The 20,028-nt window shown below is 50.2% G+C and carries 15 protein-coding genes; 10 read left to right on the forward strand and 5 right to left on the reverse strand.

The window, feature by feature from the left end; translation table 11 throughout:
- On the reverse strand, window positions 1–145 hold a 145-nt coding region (locus tag G604_RS15055), incomplete at its 3' end, for a helix-turn-helix domain-containing protein (RefSeq protein ID WP_155941923.1).
- Window positions 146–623: 478 nt separating this feature from the next.
- Between G604_RS15055 and G604_RS0110425 the strand changes: the two genes are divergently transcribed.
- From G604_RS0110425 to G604_RS14160, 5 genes are all read left to right on the forward strand, one after another.
- Window positions 624–2,138: an ArnT family glycosyltransferase gene (locus tag G604_RS0110425; protein WP_036905371.1), complete on the forward strand. Its 1,515-nt coding sequence runs from the start codon at window positions 624–626 to the stop codon at window positions 2,136–2,138.
- Window positions 2,139–3,520: 1,382 nt separating this feature from the next.
- The gene (locus tag G604_RS0110430; protein ID WP_155941924.1) at window positions 3,521–6,013 is read left to right on the forward strand and encodes a hypothetical protein; all 2,493 of its coding nucleotides are present in this window, start codon (window positions 3,521–3,523) and stop codon (window positions 6,011–6,013) included.
- An 8-nt stretch (window positions 6,014–6,021) separates the two neighbouring features.
- Complete coding sequence (locus tag G604_RS0110435) at window positions 6,022–6,267, forward strand: hypothetical protein (RefSeq protein WP_028910522.1); 246 nt, start codon at window positions 6,022–6,024, stop codon at window positions 6,265–6,267.
- 90 nt (window positions 6,268–6,357) lie between these two features.
- A complete protein-coding gene (locus tag G604_RS0110440; protein ID WP_051220356.1) occupies window positions 6,358–7,335 on the forward strand; it encodes a glycosyltransferase family 2 protein in 978 nt (325 codons plus the stop codon).
- Window positions 7,336–7,611: 276 nt separating this feature from the next.
- Window positions 7,612–8,004: a transposase gene (locus G604_RS14160; RefSeq protein WP_051220357.1), complete on the forward strand. Its 393-nt coding sequence runs from the start codon at window positions 7,612–7,614 to the stop codon at window positions 8,002–8,004.
- Between the two features lie 110 nt (window positions 8,005–8,114).
- Here G604_RS14160 and G604_RS0110450 read toward each other — a convergent pair whose 3' ends face one another.
- The gene (locus G604_RS0110450) at window positions 8,115–9,602 is read right to left on the reverse strand and encodes an outer membrane beta-barrel family protein (RefSeq protein ID WP_028910524.1); all 1,488 of its coding nucleotides are present in this window, start codon (window positions 9,600–9,602) and stop codon (window positions 8,115–8,117) included.
- A 53-nt stretch (window positions 9,603–9,655) separates the two neighbouring features.
- Between G604_RS0110450 and G604_RS14820 the strand changes: the two genes are divergently transcribed.
- Together G604_RS14820 and G604_RS14170 are read left to right on the forward strand one after the other, a co-directional pair.
- A complete protein-coding gene (locus tag G604_RS14820; RefSeq protein WP_051220358.1) occupies window positions 9,656–10,450 on the forward strand; it encodes an AraC family transcriptional regulator in 795 nt (264 codons plus the stop codon).
- Window positions 10,451–10,767: 317 nt separating this feature from the next.
- Window positions 10,768–11,436, forward strand: coding sequence for a DUF234 domain-containing protein (locus G604_RS14170; protein ID WP_155941925.1), 669 nt, complete (start codon window positions 10,768–10,770; stop codon window positions 11,434–11,436).
- A 53-nt stretch (window positions 11,437–11,489) separates the two neighbouring features.
- Here G604_RS14170 and G604_RS0110465 read toward each other — a convergent pair whose 3' ends face one another.
- Window positions 11,490–12,569, reverse strand: coding sequence for a trypsin-like peptidase domain-containing protein (locus G604_RS0110465; protein ID WP_028910525.1), 1,080 nt, complete (start codon window positions 12,567–12,569; stop codon window positions 11,490–11,492).
- Between the two features lie 303 nt (window positions 12,570–12,872).
- Here G604_RS0110465 and G604_RS0110470 point away from each other — a divergent pair, with 303 nt between their 5' ends.
- Entirely contained in the window at window positions 12,873–14,960 is a 2,088-nt protein-coding gene (locus G604_RS0110470; protein ID WP_081657744.1) for a TPR end-of-group domain-containing protein, read from the forward strand.
- Between the two features lie 560 nt (window positions 14,961–15,520).
- On the opposite strand, the gene G604_RS0110475 is transcribed toward G604_RS0110470, so the two are convergent.
- A complete protein-coding gene (locus G604_RS0110475) occupies window positions 15,521–16,045 on the reverse strand; it encodes a flavin reductase family protein (RefSeq protein ID WP_028910527.1) in 525 nt (174 codons plus the stop codon).
- A 421-nt stretch (window positions 16,046–16,466) separates the two neighbouring features.
- Between G604_RS0110475 and G604_RS0110480 the strand changes: the two genes are divergently transcribed.
- Window positions 16,467–17,462, forward strand: a complete 996-nt coding sequence (locus tag G604_RS0110480) for a rhamnogalacturonan acetylesterase (RefSeq protein ID WP_028910528.1) — start codon at window positions 16,467–16,469, stop codon at window positions 17,460–17,462.
- 41 nt (window positions 17,463–17,503) lie between these two features.
- Here G604_RS0110480 and G604_RS0110485 read toward each other — a convergent pair whose 3' ends face one another.
- Window positions 17,504–18,187 carry a hypothetical protein gene (locus tag G604_RS0110485; RefSeq protein WP_036905377.1) on the reverse strand — a complete coding sequence of 228 codons (684 nt, stop codon included), beginning with the start codon at window positions 18,185–18,187 and terminating at the stop codon, window positions 17,504–17,506.
- A 187-nt stretch (window positions 18,188–18,374) separates the two neighbouring features.
- Between G604_RS0110485 and G604_RS0110490 the strand changes: the two genes are divergently transcribed.
- On the forward strand, window positions 18,375–20,003 hold the full coding sequence (locus G604_RS0110490) for an alpha-L-fucosidase (protein WP_028910530.1): 1,629 nt from the start codon (window positions 18,375–18,377) through the stop codon (window positions 20,001–20,003).
- The last annotated feature ends 25 nt before the right edge of the window (window positions 20,004–20,028 follow it).

Genomic DNA, 20,028 nt, shown 5'->3' on the forward strand with positions numbered 1-20,028 from the left:
CACTCCGGCTACTGTTGCGTTTCAGCTCTCTGGTAATGGTTGACGGACTGACTTTTATAGCAGCTGCTATATCTTTTTTCTTGGAATTGTTTGCAAGCAACATAGAAATTGCGTACCTTTGCTCTGAAGTCAAATGTTTGTACATAAGCAATGCAAATATATTTGATTTTGGGGAGAAAGCGTTCTCCCCTTTTTCTTTTTATCTGTCATTGCCAGTTTTCTTAACCTATATCAAGTACAAGATATCTTGGGGGCTTCTCGCCCCCAGTCCCCTCGGTGTTTTATGGTATATATTTTTTCAATATATTCCTCAACTCCGATTGCACTTCTATCTTGAACTTGCACAGAAACGGCTCCTTTTCATGTGCCGCATGTCTGAATTTAAGAAAATTTACACATAATTGCAGTGGTGAGCCGAGGGGCTGCTGCAATGTGGGTTAAGGTAATAATTGTTAGTTTATTTATCCTGACGGATTAAAGCATAAAAGTAAACAAATGCGTTAAATTGTTTGTGTAATACAGATAAAATTATTAATTTTGCAGCTGATTGTGAGATAAAGACAACTATTCATATAACCTATTTTTAGAAAATGTAATCAGAAGCTACGTGTGATAAGATAATTATGACCTGTAAGCTATTCTACAAACAGACGCGTCAATGGATGTTTTTCTTCCTGATGTCGTTCGTTCTTCTCTTTTTCCTCTCCCCTGACAGCTATGTGCGTCAGGTGTTTGGACGACTGGACTCCGCAATGTTTTTCACACAGGGACACGCGTGGCTCAAGGGGATGGTGCCGTATGTCGACTTCACCGACTCCAAGGGACCACTGCTCCTGGCTATCTACGCCCTTGGCGCGTGGCTCTCGCCGACAACCTATCACGGCGTGTTCTGGATAAGCGTCATCGTCTACACCCTTATCTTCTTCTTCCTCTACCACGCCGCCCGTCTCCTCCTCGACGACCACGACGGCCACAGAGCCCTCGCCGCGACGATATTATGTGTCTGGGGAGGGTGCCTATTTCCAATCATACATGTTGAGACACGTGCCGAGGACTTCGGCACACTCTTTATCTCAGCCTCGCTATGGGCGATGCTGCGCCTTGCCAGCGCCCACGGCGACGCGGCAAGGGCCGCGGGACCCATCACCCGGCAAGGTCCTGACTGCGCCCTGCCGTTCTTCCTCCTTGGCATCTCCTTAGGTGCCACCTTCCTCATCAAATACACCTTCACCGCGATGACGATGCTGCTATGGACGGTGGCATACGTCGCCGTCGTCCGCCAACGCCACAGCACCTGGTGGCAGCCACTGCTATGGACGGCTCTCGGCGCGCTCCTCGTGCTCATGCCGTTCCTTATCTACTTCCTCGTCGAGGGCAACCTCCATGCCTTCGTCCAGAGCTATTTCCTAAACACCATTGCCACCGTCGGCAATATCGCCCACGGCCACGTGCCACCGTCGGCACCGTGGGAGGTCCGTCAGCTCATAGGCGGACGGATAGTGATGTTCCTGCTCCTGGCAGCGGCGACGGTACCATATATAACAATGTATAAAGGTGCACGGCGCTTCCTCCCCTCACTGCTCGCCCTGGCCTTCTGGCTGTTGGCCTCGCTGAACTATATCCATGTGCACTACATGCAGATCTGCGCGCCCCTGCTGCTCTTCGGCACCGCCCTCATCGTGCGGCGGCGTCCACGGTGGCCGCTCATCGCCACGCTGTCGCTGCTTACCGTCGTGGGCAACGGCCTCTACCAGTGGCACCACTACCGCAACTACATAGGCCAGGAGAGTGCCGAGCGCACCGTCTTCGACGACTATGCCGCCGTCGTCAACGGCCATCCGGGCTGCCGCATACTGTTCTGGCACTGCCTGGGCAACGCCCTCGGCGTCGGTGCAGAGGCCGTACCCGCCTGCCGCGACTGGTTCTGGCAGGCAGGAGCGACACCACAGATGGAGCTCGCGCAGGACGAGGCCGTCTACAGCCGCGATGCCGACTTCATCGTCGTGCCCAACAACCCACGACGGCTGCGCGCCTTGGAGGAGAGAGGCTACCGCCGCGTGCATCCCGAGCACGACGTCAACCTGGTGCTCTACCAGCGGATGCCGATGAAGAAAGAAATTAAAAATCATAATCATTAACAATCAAACAATATGGTATGAAAAAACTGCTACTCTTTTTAATGCTCATTGTCGCCACACTCTCGGCAAGGGCACAGGTGGTCTACCTCACGCTGGACCACAATGGACAAATGGTGCAGAAAACCAACGAGCATGGCAAGATATACTTTGCCATCACGGGTAAGGTGCACAACATGAAAAAGGTGGGGACCGGCAAGGATGGACTCGACCCAACTAAATTCTGCGTGACAGCAGATATAGGTAACGGTATCTCCTCTGACTTAGCGGTAGTGGACAATGACACCACCTTTGAGCTGAGAATACCTTTTTACACTGAACTCGACACAAAAATAGCCATTACATGTCGATCAAAAGAACAATGCAATGGATACATCTCAGGGCCCGGCATATCACCTTACATCATGACAAAGGTCGGTTTTGAGCATAAGCTTGAAACCAAGGGAATGACATGGGATGCCACGACAAAGATGTACACTTATACTTTCCAGTATAAGCTCAGGTCCAGTCTTGCGGTGACAGAGAATGGCGATCCCTCGCCTTACTATACAGATGAGCTGCAGGCTGTCAACCCTATGGGTTTCGACAATGTCTTTTCCTTCTCGCCAGCCAACACAGGCATCTTATATGATGACAGTTATGATGGTGAACGATATAATAGATCCGGTTTTTTTATGCCGGATTCCAAAGAACTTTCAAACGATCCCTTCAGATATAATTCCACCGACAGAACCTTTACATGGACCACATCGGATAAAGCCGGAACATTAAATATCGTTGACCCCCAAGAATCTAACTATAATACAATAGTTGAAGCTACCATCAAGGCTTACACCGTCCATCTTACATTGCAAAAGACAGAGCATAAGATACACGCCGAGGTGACTGATATGATGGGCAGCAAGGTGAGCGGCGGTAAGATATACTACTCGATAGGCTTTCACAATTTCAAGCCATATATTACGCAGCAGGTGTTCTATGAGAACGACCTAAGCCACTATAATCGCGTGGGAAATATAAAAAATGCTGAGGACTTAGAGCAATGCTATCAACATGAGACTGTAACAGAAAAAGAATTCATATCAGATTTTAGGGACGAGTCAAAGCCCTATTATTATCTGCGCACTGATAATACCGGCAAAAAGTACAATGACCCTATTGATTCCACCGGCGTAAGGACGTTTAATTACCTCGAAACCGGATATTATACATCGGCTGACCTTACAGACGGTGCAGCCGACATCGCATGTGACATGGATCACTGGAGGACCCAAAATTATAACTATTACTTTAAAGCCTATTCTAGTGATGGTTCCTATACAGATCTTACTCTGAATGGTTCTTCCAACCTATACGTATATTTCTGGTATTCACCCGATGGCAATGTGAAGAACAATGGCTCGATGTTCTATGCGTATAAGAATATGGATGATCTGCAGAAAGAAGAAGATATGGATGCTGCGGAGAAGAAAATAACTTCCGGCAAGTACACCCTTGAACTGCTTGATGGAACAAAGCCAGAATATGGTACTTATAATGATGAGGATAGGAATTTTTATGATAATCCTGGATATAGAGTAACCCTCCAGTTAAAGAAAGACGGGGAAGCTGATAGTGTCGCAGATCTAGCTAATGATGGTTATGTAGACGGCTATAAGTATCAATATGAGTTCAAGTATAAGTTTGCCAGTGAGAACGCTGACGACAACGACTTGAATGAATTGATCATTGATTACGAAGGTGGTAATTCTTCGAACTGGTTAAGTGATGTAGATAATGAAAACAAGCCAGGACAAAGCAATTACTTTCTGCCTGCTTCCAATGCCAACGTCAAGAAGTTCTACCTCTATTCATACCTTAAACTTATGAGCGGTGATTATACGAAAGAATATCTCATAGATAAAAAGGTATATGATGCTGAGGGCGCAAAGCCAAAGGTGGACAGAGAATGCAGTACCTCTATACGCTATCCCAGCTATCTCGACGGTGACGTGACCGGTTATGGCGAGGACCGCGTGTATGACGACCTCACGGGATTGCTCAAGAAGGAATGGACCGGTGGGCCGAAGTTTGAAGAAGCTAAGAAAGGAAAGGTCTGGAGAAATGGCAATAGCCGTTACTATCAAGTGACCGGCGGCACCACTCTGTCGCAGACCATCGAAGCGGACAAGCTCCCAGCAGACGAGTCGGAATATGATCCAAACACCTACACCCTGCAGGCCATCGTGCGCGGTGAAAAGGGCGCGAAGATAAACCTCGATCTCACACATGGAGACATGAAAGCTCATGCAACCGTGCTCGGACTGGGTGTAGACGACCAAACTCACTCTACGGTTGACCACAATGGATGTGTGGACACCATCTATACGGTGCTCAGCGATGATGATCTCAAGGCCATGGGCTTTGAAGAGTCTGACATTCCTAAAGGCGGCTGGCAGAAGATAGAAGCTACGGTGGGATCGGGCGAAAACTCAGATAGCCTCGGCATCACCATCTCCTCTGATAAGCACTTCGACCTCGCCGATGTCGTGCTCTTGCTGAACGCAAATAAAACAGGAGGCGATACCGAATTTGGTCATTTCCTCACGACAGTGCCGGCTATAGAGGGTGATTCGACGGGCGTCTATAATTATGAAGATGATAATAAGTTAGTCCTGACTGGCTACAAAAAGTTCAGCTTCTTCGACCGCGGTCCAAACATCAACCGCATCGTGGAGATGGCACGCGGCACGGTAATGAACTACTGTACAGGTGCTGACTCCTTGTATATGCCGTTCAACGTGGTGTTGCCGACGATCGACAACTCTGGTCATAAGATTTACCGGCTTTTCCTCAAGGACAAAGAGCCGTATTACTGGCCAGAAATGAATAGTCTTGGCTCTGTAGAGTGCGACTATATCAGCTACGACCGCGAGTTCACGGCTGGTAAGCCGAGCACGCTGGCTCTGCCGTTCTCCGTTCCGATGGATGTCATCTTCGACTGGTGTACCACTGGCAAATACAAGGCCGTAGAGGGAAAATACAGTTGGACTCCATCACCGGCAGACCAGAACTGGGGTGTGCTGTATAACGTAACAGACGACGGACAGGTGCAGTTGGGCCAGACATGGGGATACAACAGCGACGGCACCATCGGTGGCACGCTGCGTACTCCTAAATATGATTCTAATGGCAACACGTCATACTACGGACCAATCATGTACCTCAAAACCCTGAAGACCGGAAAACCTTTCATGGGCATGAAGTCGAACGAAAATAGACCTCTGGTTCTTTACACTTCTGATAGGGATGTAGGAAATAACAATTATCCTGTCAGCTATGATAATAAAGGAGGTATGGTTCGTTGCGGATATATGACTAACACCGACATTGATCCTGATGGATCGAACTATGATAAATTCGGAACCCATCAAAACGAGGAAGGTTATAACTTCCTCGTGGGAAGCTTTAAGCGAATTGATGATCTGGCAGAAGTGAGGTATACAGACTCCTTTTATGACGATGATAATAATGAACGTACTTATCACTTCTATTACTGGTCGGCAAAGGACTATAAGTTCAAGAAGGTAAGCGAAGAAACTGAACACAAGAAGGTGTCCTGTCCGCCGTTCCGTGCGTTCCTGGCTATTATAGGCCAGAAGACTGACGCTTCAAATCCCGCCAAGGAGAACCTGGGCATGAGGTTCGTCGACTTCTACGGTTCTGGCACGACGACCGGCATCAAGGACATCACCACCCCGTCGGCACGCATGCAGTCGGCAGCCAACAATGTCTACAGCATGACCGGTGTCCTCGTGCGCCGTGGCACCTCTCTCGCTGGTCTGCCCAACGGACTGTATATCGTGAACGGAAAGAAAGTAATCGTAAACCACAACTGACCAATGATATGAAGAAAAAGAACTATATAAAACCAAATGCTAAAATCGTCAGGCTCTCGCTCAAGGGAAGCATGTTGTATGAGGGCCCGAACAACTACAATGGTGGTGGCATGACAATGCTGCAGGACAGCGAGCATAAGCCCGTATCAGTAGGTAACATAAATACTGCTCAGGAAAACACCGAGAATGACGAGGTGGGTGCCAAGCCGTTCTCTGCCTGGGAAGACGGTGGACTGACGGGCTGGGGCGACTAAGCCTTCGGTTTCGGGATAGTATAACGGTCAGGTGGTGGTGGTCTCTCGTCGGAGACTGGCGGCCGCCTGACCCTTTTCATCTTATTCGTCATGAAGAAAGAAACAGACAAAGAGAGAAGAACGCTGCCCGTGCTCTTCATTGTTGTGCCCTGTTGCAACGAGGAAGAAGTGCTCCAAACCACCAACGCCAGGCTCATGACTCTGCTGAAGGCTATGATGCGACGCAAGGAAGTGTCGGCCGAGAGCCGCATTCTATACGTCAACGACGGATCAAAGGATAGCACGTGGCAGAAAATCATCGCCTTTCACAGGCAGGACGGGTGCGCCTGCGGCATCAGTCTCGCTGCCCGCGTGGGGCAGCAGAAGGCTCTGATGGCCGGAATGGAGGTGGCTGGGCGACGGGCTGACGCTGTTGTGACCATTGATGCCGACTTGCAAGACGACATTAACGTCATTCCCGACATGGTGGATGACTATCGCCGCGGCATGGACATCGTGTATGGCGTGAGGCGAAACCGTGCCTCTGACTCGTGGATGAAGCGCACCACGGCGCAGATGTTCTATAGGCTGATGAGAGCCATGGGCGTGCGAACGGTGTATAACCATGCCGATTGCAGGCTGATGAGCCGCCGCGCCGTTACGCAGTTGTGCCGCTATCGTGAGCGTAATCTCTTCTTGCGCGGCATCGTTCCGACGTTGGGATATGCGTCAGGCGTGAGATATTACGACCGCGCAGAGCGCAAGGGCGGACGCAGCAAATACCCTGTGCGAGCCATGCTAGACTTTGCCATCGATGGCATCACGTCGTTCAGCGTGCGCCCCGTACGGGTAGTGTTCTTCTTCGGACTGTTTTTCCTGCTGGTGTCCTTGGGAATATTGGCTTACGTTATCTACCGATATGTGTCGGGCGAGGTGGTTCCCGGCTGGTCGTCGCTCATCCTTTCAATGTGGTTCATCGGCGGATGCATCCTCATGGGACTGGGTATCGTGGGCGAATATATCGGTAAAATATACCTTGAGGTGAAGCAACGCCCCAGGTATGACATTGAGGAAGAACTCTTGGATTGACTTTTAAGGGGATTATAGTAGGGTTGGGAAGCACTCCACCGGCACCTTTTCGTGTCTGCCGCACATGTTTCGGACGGCCAAATAATTTATTGAAGATTATTGGTGTCCGCTAAAACCTGAACAGTGTGACCAAAATTAAGGCTGAATTCCTCGCTTGGAATCCAGCCTTTTTGTGTTACTTTTGTATTTTGTAAAAAGACCAAGTAACTATGGGCAAAAGTACACATTTTATCGGACAGCCGATACTGGGACAGCTGCTAAATAACCTACGTCAATATGAAAAATCCCAAGAAGCCGAAACTCACGAGGCTGCTTACAAATGATTTGGAGACGGCTTATGAAGAAATAGTGGCCACGTATGACGCTAGATGGGAAATAGAGTCGCTATTCAAGCAACTGAAACAGAACTTCCCGTTAAGGTATTTCTATGGCGAGAGCGCTAGCGCCATCAAAATACAGATTTGGGTGACACTGACAGCCAATCTGTTGCTGATGCTGCTGCAAAAGAGCACTACGCGGTCATGGAGCTTCTCCGGGCTTGCTACAATGGTCAGGATAATGCTCATGTACTATATTGACGTTCATGGATTCTTGGAACACCCGGAAAAGGATTGGGAGGAAGCATTGGAGAAGGCTTTGGAAGCCCCTCCTGAAAGTGAACAAAATTGAAGGAGGGGCTTGTCGCATAATGCTTAGAGCGGGATTCCTTTAAACCAAAGGGATTCCATAAGTCGTTATATCTATTTAGCGGACACCAATAATCTACATTATAAGACAGTCTACATTCTTGCCTTTTGCTCCTGTCCGGCTCCCGTGCCGCGGTACTTGCTCCTTGCCTCATTGAACTTCCAGGTGATGTCGAGTGAGAAATAGCGGCGGCTGGGATTGTAGGAGGTCAGTTCTCTGATGCCATAGATGGTCACGCCACTCTTATTTGTATTGAAGATATCGTAGCAACGCAGGTCGGCAGTAAGCTTGCCGAGAGCCTTGAGGGCGAAATCGCGCTGAACGCCCAGTCCTAGGTTACATGCCGTTCGGGTCATGCGGAGATTGTCGTAATCGCCTTTGGTCGTAAGTTGCAAGCAGGCATTGAGGCGGATGTCGGCCGGAAGCTCAATGTCGTTGTTCCAAACGAATTGCCAGAAAGGCCGGTTCATCGTCATCTCCTTGCCACTCGCCGTCAGCGTTTTATAGTTCTGTAAGATCCAGCCCGCGCTCCACAGAGGATGCCATTTCCCGATTGTAGGCCGGAAGGACGGATTGATGACGAGCTTGTCGTAACCATCCTTTGTGTTCACGGGATGGATGATGCTCAGCAGTGGGTCGTCGCTGCCGGGGTAGGGCTCCGTGACCAGTGTAGCCACATCTTTCGTATACGAATAGTTGACCACGAAATTGAGGGCTTTGTAGGCGGCATTTAGTACGACGACATGCGAATAGGCCGGACGGAGATAAGGATTGCCCGTCTGATAAGTATACCGGTTGATATAGATCGTAGAATTGGTGAGATTACCATATTCCGGCCGCATGATGTCCTGACGATAGGAGAGACTCAGCTGTACCTTACCGAGGGGCATACTCAGCAACGCCGTAGGGAACCAGTCGCCATACTTCCGGCTCATCTCGTCCTGGCGCTTTCCCGACTCGAAATAGCCTGTGTAGAGATATTCATATCTTACGCCTGCCTGCGCAAAGAGGCGGCCGAAGTTCCGTCCATACTCCATGAAGCCTGCCGTCATCGACTCCCTGATGCGCGTGTCGCTGTTGGTGACAGGCAACTGTTGCTCACTCTGATAGGAATAGCTGTCCGTACGGTTGTTGTAACTATACTCGCCGCCGAGCGTCAGCGTTCCTTTGGCGATAGGATAGGTGAGAACAAGTTTGGTGGCCCAAAAACGATTCTTGCTCTTTGTGAAGTTATCCACCTTCCTGAAGGTCTTGTTGCCCTCGGCATCGGTGATATGCTCCTCCGTGCCGTTGGGATCGCTGGTAGAATCAAAGAGTCCGTCGACATTGAAGTCGATACCTAACTTCCCGACCTTACCATTATAGTAAGCATTGAAGATGTGTTTCTTGAAAGTTGTCTGCTGATAGATGTTGCTCTCGGAGAGCTCGCGGTATCTGTCATCCTCATATGACTCGGTGTTCAGCCATCCGCTGAAGTTCTGCCAGGGGTGGTTGTCCCATTTATAATAGGCGCCGAACGAGTGATTCTCATCGATCATGTAGTTCACCTGAATTTGGGGCGACCAGCCTCGCCATTTCATCTGAGCATTCTGATGACTCTCCCCACGATACGGATAATGCCGGCTTTCAGGTGATGCACGAGGTGCGACCGGCACTGATGTTTTCTATCGCCACAAAAGGATTTGGTTCTAAGAACGTCTACTCCGGGGAAGGACGGAGCCAGGAACTGCTGTGGCGGACGGGCGACGCCAATCTCTGTTTCATCAGTGGTGAGGGAGGGCTGAACGTGAACCTGAGCCGTAACCTCTCGCTCGACATCCTGAGTATCGTCATCCCGCAACAGTTTATTGAAAATCTCGTGGAGTACAACGCCGAAGTATTCGACTCACTTTCCGTCTTCACGCATTGCCACGATAATACGCATGTATTCCTCAACGAGAACCAGCCGATGGAGAGGGCCGTCATCCGCACTGCCAACGACATCGGACAGGCTCATCTGATGGGCCGCAATGCTTACCGCTATATGGAGTCGAAGATCGTTGACTGCTTCTCGGGCTTCCTCGACCCTGATAGTTTGTTGCCGGGGAGCGGTTACTACAGCCTGCTTATGCGTGACAAGATGCACGATGCCAGGGATCTCATCCTCTCCCGCTATCAGGACATGCCGTCGCTCCGTGAACTCGCCGTAATGGTGGGCACCAATGAGTGTACGCTAAAGAAAGCTTTCAAGCAGGAGTTCGGCACCACGGTCTTCCAGTATCTCTTCGACTACCGCATGGACCTAGCCGTCCGCTACCTCCTCGACACCCATCTGCCGATTGCGGAGATCGGAATGAAGTTGGGTTATGATTATCCCAGCCATTTCTGTACAGCCTTCAAGCGGAAGTATGGTATGAGCCCTGTGGAATACAGAGCAAGGATGAGATAAATAATAATACATAGATCCTTTTGTAGGTGTCGTCCTATTGCGGCCACGCACCCGCTCCAACTTCACGTCAAGTTGGGTTCTTCCGTTATCGGTCTGGTAGATGACTATTTTATTCCCACAGAGGATATTCGGTACACCAAATGAAATTCAAAAAGGCAATGAAATGTTTGGAATTATAAAGTAAATTTATTATATTTGCACATTATAATTATTGCCTATGGAATTTTTGGATAGAATAGACGAGAAAGAGAGACTCAGAAGGGCGTTAGGTCGAAAGGATACATCGCTTGCTTGCCGATGATCTGCAACAGACGGCAATGGCCTCCTCTATACTCTCCATCATTGGCAGTGGCGCCAACCGACTGTCGGAGATTGCCGCACGACTGGACCGAAAATCAACTGATTTGAGCATGCCAATCAAGAAACTCATCGACTTAGGGTATATCGAGCGTGAGGTACCCTTTGGGGAGAGCGCCAAGAACACCAAGCGCAGCCTGTATAAGATATCCGATGAGTTTCTGAACTTCTATCACCGTTTCATCGTTCCGGAGAGATCTCTGATCGGACTTGATAGAAAGGATGTTGTCAGAAAGTATATTGAGGACAACTATGCCGACTATGCAGGAAAGGAGTGGGAGAAGCTTTGTCGGCGTGCCGTCAGTGGAAATACCCTCTTCGGTGTCACATGGAATGCCGCCTCACGTTGGTGGGGGACAGTAGCACGGGATAAGCAGATTGAACTGGATGTCGTGGCAGAATCCATTGATAAGAAGAGTATCCTGATAGGAGAATGTAAATGGACCAGACAAGAGAATGCCGGGAAACTACTGGAGAATCTTATGAGCAGGGCAAAAGAGTTTCCGTATCTGAAGAAACATCAAGTTTATTACGCCCTTTTCCTCCGTCATGAGCCTGTTGACGGTATGAAAGATTACGTTGTCCTGCCCGAGGATGTCATTGATGACTTTAGCCTGTATAATTCATAGATCCTTTTGTGTGTGGCCGCAACATGGCGGCCACCTACAAAAGGATCTATGTATTATTTCAGGAATGTGATGACGCGGAGCAGTGGGATGCCGAAGTTGAAATTGTCGCTGCCATTGCTGCCGGCGAAGTTGACGGCGACGACACGGCCCTTGTCGTCCACTACGGGAGAACCACTGGAGCCGTGCATGGCGGGGATACTGTAGACCACACGGTTACCGTCGGGATTCTGCGATACCGTTCCCGTGGTGAACTGCGCGTTGATGCCGTTGTCCGTCTGCGCGAGTTCGATGCCCTGGTTGTAACCGATCATATAGAGAGACTGTGTGATCTTCAGGTCGGCATAGTCCGCGTCAAACTGCGTATAGTCGAAGACATATTTCCCGGCGGGCGTCGTCTTCGAGTTCAGCTGCAGCAGAGCGAGGTCGGAGTTACTGTCCTGTGAGACGCGCAACAGCGTGCAGTCGTTCTTCATGAAGTCATCCCATGAGCCGACCTTACTGCCGTCGTAGGCGATGCCGAACTGGGAGTGGAGCTGAATGGTGAAGTTGTTGTCGAGGATATTGCTGCGCACGTTTTCCTTGATATTCTCCGCCTGGGCATACTGTTCCTTCAGACTCTCCACCTCAGCATTGAGCTGGTCGTATTCCTCCTGCGTCATGTTCAGCTGCGTCTCGCCCCATTCGTCCTCGTAGAGTTGCGACTGCGCGTATTCTTGGATAGCCTGGTAGCGCTGGTCCATGGAGTCCTGAAGCGACTGAATATACTCGGCATAGCCCTCGATGATGCTGTTCATGTTCTTCCTCACCGTCTCCTTGTCGATCTCCGGGGCCACGACATGACGGTTGGTGAGGATGCGGCCTGTCTTGTCGATGAAGAAGCCCGTACCGTTGAGGATGGCTGGATTCTTCTTGATCTCACTGAGGTCCGTCGTGAGGCCTTCGAGACTGCCGTCACTGGCGATACCGGAGAAATAGAAATGCTCGCCGTCGGCAAGGGCCACGTCATAGTAGAACTCATTGCAGATGAGTACCACGCCTGATTTCTCCTCGTTGAAGATTTCCTGCGGGTCTTTCTTGCATCCGGCCATTGTGAGGAGCAGGACAAACAAGAGAAGGATATGCTTCGTTTTCATAAGCGCAAGCTTTTTAGGTCAAACATTGTTTTGTCATCGCAAAGGTAAGTATAAAATTTGAAAAATGCAGGGTTTCTGACAAAAAATGTATCTGTCCATCGTAGGGGCACCCCTTGTGGGCGCCCTAACCGGGAATTGTGGCGTTAGGACGGCCACAAGGGCCGCACCCTACGAAGGCAACGGGGATTGCGACATTTTTTCTTGAAAAGGTTAAGGATTATCAAAAATTATTCCTATCTTTGCCGATGGAAAACTTTTCCGGGGACGAACGGCCCTGCGATTTAATCATACTTAATCAAAATAATGATGAGACAATTTTCGGTACGTAGGCTACTGATCCTATTCCTTCTTCTGAGCGCTATGCCCATGATGGCCCAGAGCCTGAAAGAGATGCAGAGCAGTTATAACTTGCAACGGGGCTATGAACTTCTCAACGGTGACACGCCGGATGAGAAGGGGGCCATGGAGTGCTTTCAGAAGGAGATCAAGGACCATCCCAAGAACGGCTATGCCTACTTCCTCATGGCGGCTATCTACGACAACAACGACCAGGAAGGGTACGCTCTGCAGAATATCAACAAGGCCGTTGAACTGTTGAAGAAGGACAAGGATCTTCTCCCTACGGTCTACCGGCTGCGTGCCAGCGTGAATCTTCAGTTGAACCATGACGACCTGGCCCTCGACGACTGGAAGGCCGCGCTGAAAGCCAGTCCCCATGACCAGAATGTGCTGTCGGACCGTGCGGAGTATTACTACCAGCATAAGGCGTATGACCTTGCTGATGCCGACTACAACGAACTGATCAAATATTACCCCGGTGACGGAACGGGCTACAAGGGTAAGGGTCGTAATGAGGCTGAACGGAAGAACTTCCAGAAGGCCCTCGACCTCTTCTCCTATGCCATCACCCTCGATCCCAATGATGATGCCGCCTATGCCAACCGTGCGGACAGTTATCTGCAGATGAAGAAATACGGTGAGGCTTCCGATGATCTCATCAAGGCCGTCGAACTCAGCAATAATGGTCAGGCCATCAATCTGCTTGATGATTTCAAGGGCGATGGCATGAATGTACTGTTGGCCAAACTACGTATCAAACAGGCTTCGGACAAGAACAACGGCGTGTGGTCGCATATCCAGGGCTATGTATACCAGAACAACGATGATTTTCTCAATGCCATCAAGATGTATCTTGCCGCCGACACGATAGATGCCAACGAGGCCAACATGATACAGATCTCCAGTTGTTATTCCGAGTATGGCGATTACGATAAGGCCCTTGACTATATCCGCCGGGCTATGTCGATGGATGTCAACGATACGGATAATATCGTGCGGGAGGCGCGGATCCTCTCCGGTCTTGGCCGAAACCAGGAGGCGCTCACGTCCATCAACCGCTATATTGAGAAGAAGCCCGGTGATGCCGACGGCTATTATGAGAAGGCCGAGATCGAGGCGAGCATGCGGAAGTATGATGATGCTGTCAACGACCTGAACACGACGATCGTACAGAATCCCAACCTGGCACATGCCTATCTGCTCCGCGGATACTGCCGTCAGCTTCTCGGCAAGAAGGATGCCGCGATGGAAGACTACCGGAAAGTGGTGGCCATCGATACTACTTATACGTCGGACGGTTGCGCACAGTACGCACTCGTGGAACTGGGTCAGAAGGACAAGGCGCAGGCTTTCCAGGACTCCGTGGCAGCCCACAGCAAGGATGTCCCCGAGCGTTACAATGCCTATAATGCCGCCTGCTTCTATAGTCGCAAGGGTGAGCCGCAGAAGGCGTTGGAGAATCTGAAACTCAGTTTCGAGAAAGGCTACCGGGCTTTTGCACATCTCGACGGTGATCTCGACCTTGACGCCATACGGAACCGTGATGATTTCAAGGCCCTCGTCAAGACCTACAAGGACAAGGCCGCCAAAGAGATTGCAGCGGAGAATAGCGTCATCGGCGCTGCGGCGAGCGTGAAGAAGTCGGGCAAGGCCCGCGTCAGCGAGATCCCTTTCACGCGTGAGGAGGGTGATCTCTGTAAGGTGAAATGCAGCATCAACAGTCTGCCGCTGAATTTCTGGCTGGACACTGGTGCCAGCGACGTGTCGTTGTCGGTCGTGGAGGCGACCTTCATGTTGAAGAACGGTTATTTGTCGAAGGATGATGTCGTCGGTACCTCGCTCTTCCTCGATGCCAATGGCAATGTCAACGAGGGAACGGTCATCAATCTGCGCAAGGTCACGTTCGGTGACTCGGAGTTGAAGAATGTCCATGCCACCGTGGTCCGCAATCTGAAGGCCCCGTTGCTCCTTGGTCAGTCTGTCCTGGCCCGTCTAGGGTCCGTGGAGATTGACAATGCGAAGAAAGTAATCCGGATTAAATATTACGAATAAGATTCATTGTAAAGGATAAAAAACGCACAATAGATATCCCGACTGACTGAAAATTACGCGTCATTTTCGTGGCTTCTGAATTTCGGTTCTAGGAAAGAGAGGGGCGAAAATGTAATGCGGAAGTGACAAACTACCGAGTCTGGTCGGATATCTATCGTGCAGAATTTTGTAAACATCGTGTTTAGAAAATTCTGCACGATGTTTACGAGCCGTAAATACCTTGTTTTCGCTGAAAATTCTATGCAGTTTTATGCATAATCATCAGAAAAAGAATGCTCTGCTGCATATTTACACGGATAAATATGCAGTGTAAAATCTGCTTATATGTAGTATAATTCGTATCCCTCTGATAATCTGCAACTTACCAAACAACCTCATATTTCGCGTATAGACGGCCGATTGTCCGTTTGTTGATTTTCCCGCGATTCTCAAACATATACTTGGGGTAAAAAAGAGGGAGAGACATGGGGTGGCACGCAACGGGATTTTGATCCGGGAATTGTAGGTGGCCGTCTTGTTGCGGCCACGCAAGGAAGATGGGGAATCATGTCCCTACGGCGTTATTTCAGATATTCATCATCACGGACGAGGACCTTCTCGATCTTGCCGATATACATCGTGTGGAAGTCACGCTGGGGATAACTCTCCTCGATGGTCTTCGGATAGAAGAAGTCCTTCTCCTGCAGCTCCTGAGCGTACATCTTGCGACAGACGAGCACGAGCTTGACCTGGGAGAAATAGACGGTGCCGTCGGCGAAGACGGGCTCGAGACCAGCTTTCTTGATCTTGTCCTCATCGCGTCCGGAGACGGAGCCGAGATAGGCCATCTGTTTCTTGAACGACTTATCCATGACACAGAGGGTGAAGAACTCCTCCTTGTCAACAAACGTCTTCGTATAACGGCTCGGACGGAGATAGATGGTTGCCACGGGATCGTTGTGGCCCCACAGACAGCCGAGGCCGCCCCAGGAGACGGTCATCGTGTTGCAGCCATCTTTCTCATTGCCGGCACTGGCCAGCATCCACTCCCCGCCGATGAGGTTGAAGGGGTTGAATTTCAAATCTTTGTAGTTTACTTCTTTCAACATATGCTTGAATGTTTATATTCGATGCAAAATTACGGATTTATTTTGAATAGAAGAAGAAAACCTAGAAAAACAAAAACCATGACGTGTTTTCTTTATGTAGGTGGCCGCCATGTTGCGGCCACGCACCCGCATTGAAGAAACAAAAAGTAATCATTTCCCTACATATTCCCCATCTTCCTTGCGTGGCCGCAATAGGACGACACCTACAAAAGGATCAATGAATTATAAAGGCTGAAGAAATAGAAAAACTATCTACGAATTATATATATGTCCCGGACCCGTATGCGTGTGAATGCCTGCGGGTCTTTTTTTATAAGTAAAAAAGTAAAGAAGTAAAAAAGTAAATGCTATTTGTATGAGGGAGTGTCAAAAAAATTGTGTATTTTTGCATCTGAAACAAACCAAAACAAACAACGTAATGAAACATCTACATTTATTTGGATTTTTAGGACTGTTGGCAGTAGTGTGGATGGCTATGGCCATGAAACCCGATGTGCCGACGGTATTTATTATCGGTGACTCCACGGCAGCGGAGAAAAATATTGCCGACGGCAATCCCGAGCGTGGCTGGGGCATGGTGCTCCAGGGCTTCTTCGACGAGGGCGTGCGCATCGAGAACCATGCTGTCAACGGCCGCTCTTCGCGCAGCTTTTATACCGACGGCCGGTGGAAGGAGGTCATCGACAAGGTTAAGCCCGGCGATTACGTCATTATCCAGTTCGGCCATAACGACGAGAAGCCGGATCCGAAGCGTCATACCGATGTCGGTACGACCTTCGACGCCCACCTGGCACAGTATGTCATTGAGACGAAGGCCAAGGGTGCCACACCGATTCTCATGAGTCCTGTTGCCCGTCGCAACTTCTATTTGCAGCCTGCCAAGCAGGAAGATGATGAGAAACTCCGGGAGACGACGCTGCAGGGCGAGCAGGTGAACAGTGATACCCTTGTAGACACTCATGGCGCTTACCGTTATGTGGCTGCCCGTGTCGCAAAGAAATATGGCGCCGTGTTTGTCGATGCTTATCAGGTCACCCATGACATTGAACAGAAGGCCGGTGTCGACGGCTCCCGTCGTTTTCATATGTGGCTGAAGCCCGGGGAGTATGTCAAAGCGCCGCAGGGCCGTCAGGACAACACCCATTATAATGCCTATGGCGCTCATGTCATGGCGGGCGCCCTCGCGGATGCCCTCGGTGACGCCGTGCCCGCTCTGAAACCGCATGTCCGTCATTTCGACTATATCGTCTCTGATGAAGGTCGTGGCAATTATTTCACGCCCGAGGCTGCCGTCGCTGCCGCCCCGAAGGGAAAGACGACGATCCTCGTGCTTCATGGTTCTTTCGCCAAACCCGTGGTTCCGAGAGGAAAGAAGATTACATGGGTGATGTTTGACGGATTACAGTGGAAATAAAAAAGCCCTCCCCCTTGGGGGAGGGTTGGGAGAGGCCTTCCTTACTTGTTCATTACCCAGACGAACCCCTTGGCCGTTCGAATGCCGTTGTCCATGAAATGGTTGCCGGGATTCCACTCCAGGGTGTTCGGGATATGTGTATCGGTGAGAAGCTGCTGCTGACGGCGGATAGCTGTGCCCACTGTGGTAAGGATCGGCGTCTTGGAATGAACCTCACGGTCTCCAAGACTGAGATAGAAACGTCCGGCCTTGGGGGCGTGCTGTTCGGCATAATCGATCCAATCTTGATACCATACAGAGGGGGAGGCGGCGACGATACCGTCGAACAGTTCTGTCTGGTAGCCTGCCCAAAGGGCAAAGAGTCCGGCAAGAGAATAGCCGCCGAGTATGACGGCTTTCTTATGCCCTTCCGTTGGGGAGGGAAAGAGGTTGGCTTTTATCCATTCCAACGTTTCTTTTGCACCATTCCCGAAGGGCGTCTTGCCGAAGATGGGTGGTGCCGGCCACGGTGCCAGTTCGTCAAACCAGCGCGTAACGGGCACGGCGATGAAGCGGAAGGCTTTGTCGCTGTGCCGACAGATATAGTCGAGTTCCGTATCCAGTTCCTTGATGTCGTGGCCGTCAACAGGTTGCAGCAGGAGATATTCCGGCGCTTCTCCCCGCTGATAGCAGATACAGTCGCGGCCATGGATCAACTGATGATTTTTCTCAAGATGGTTGTTCATTAGCATATTTTCTTTAACGGGGTGTGGAACATGATCAATCAAGTCCCTACATTATTAGGTATGCAAATATAGGAAAATTCATTCAAATTTCCAAATCTTGATCAGATGAAAAGTGATTGAGATTTGATTTTCAAAAAAAATGTTGTAACTTTGCAGACGACTTAAAAACCAAAACTATTTCCGTCGTATGAAGATCAAATACTGTCTTTGCACACTGTTGTTGCTGCCGTTGGGCCTGCACGCGCAGAATATCTATAACTCTCCCAAGGAGGCTGAGGCCGCCGTGAGGGTGCATGTCGATACCTCCCGTGAGCCGGTGATGAAAGGAAAATACAAGGCTTCGTGGGAGAGTCTCTCCGACTATCATTGTCCCGAATGGTTCCGGGATGCGAAGTTCGGTATCTGGGCCCACTGGGGACCACAGTGTGAGCCGGAGATGGGCGACTGGTTTGCCCGACTGATGTATGTGGATGGCACTGATGCCTATAACTTCAGTAAGCTGACGAAGGGCCCCCAGCGCGACTGGGGATTCAAGGACTGGATTCACGAATGGAAGGCTGAGAATTGGGATCCGGAGAAACTCGTGGCGCTCTATAAAGACTGTGGCGCAAAATATTTCTTCGCCCTGGCTAATCATCATGACAACTTTGACCTCTGGGACAGCAAATATCAGCCGTGGAACTCCGTGAATATGGGACCGAAGAAAGATATTCTGAAGGGTTGGGCCGATGCCTGCCGGAAACTTGATATGCCGCTCGGTCTGAGTGTTCATCTCGCTCATGCCTGGACCTTCTATGAGCCCTCACGCGGGGCTGACAGTAAGGGAACTTTCCGCGGACAGACCTACGATGGTCGACTGACGAAGGACGACGGTAAAGGTATGTGGTGGGAAGGCTACGACCCGCAGGATCTTTACGAACAGCGGCATGTGCTGAGCAAGGACAACGGCGAATGGGACTGGGATCCGGCGAAAGTTACGCTGCCTGATCAGGCTTATTGTGACCGTGTATACAACCGTACGATGGATATGATTAACCGTTATGATCCTGCCGTCGTCTATTTCGACGATACTGTCCTACCGCTCTATCCTTTCTGTGATGCCGGTGTCAATCTGTTGGCACATATATATAATAGGAGTATGGCGGAGCATCACGGACGTAATGAGGCTGTGGTGACGGGAAAGATTCTGAAAGACTGGCATAAGAAAGCTATGGTGTGGGATGTGGAACGTGGCGCTCCCGATGCTATACAGCCGCTGCCATGGCAGACCTGTACGTGTATCGGCTCCTGGCATTACGACAAACGGCGGCTTTATGACGGTACGTATAAGAGCGCGCAGACCGTCATCCAGACCCTCGTCGATGTGGTGAGCAAGAACGGAAACCTTCTTCTCAGTGTTCCGGTGAAGGCGGACGGGACGATCGACTCTTTGGAATATAAGATCGTCAAAGAGATCGGTGCCTGGCTGAAAGTCAACGGCGAGAGTATCTATGGCACGCGCCCATGGAAGCAGTTCGGTGAGGGTCCTGCTGTTGAGGCGAAGAATCCGATGAAGGATCAAGGCTTCAATGAGGGAAAGGTCCATTACACCGCACAGGATATCCGGTATGTCAAAAAGAACCGTGTCGTCTATGCCACGACACTGGCCGTTCCCGGGGGTGACAGTGTCGTGACGCTGAAGGCAATCAAAAAAGCCCGGAAGGTTTCCCTTCTGGGCTATGGTGTCGTCTCATTTCGTGCAACCGATAAAGGCTTGCAGATACAAGTCCCCGAGCGGTTGCCGAATGATATCGCATTGGTGTTCAAGATAGAATAATTGGTAGGGACATGATTCATCATGT

Source organism: Prevotella sp. AGR2160, assembly GCF_000424185.1.
Classification (GTDB): Bacteria; Bacteroidota; Bacteroidia; order Bacteroidales; family Bacteroidaceae; genus Prevotella.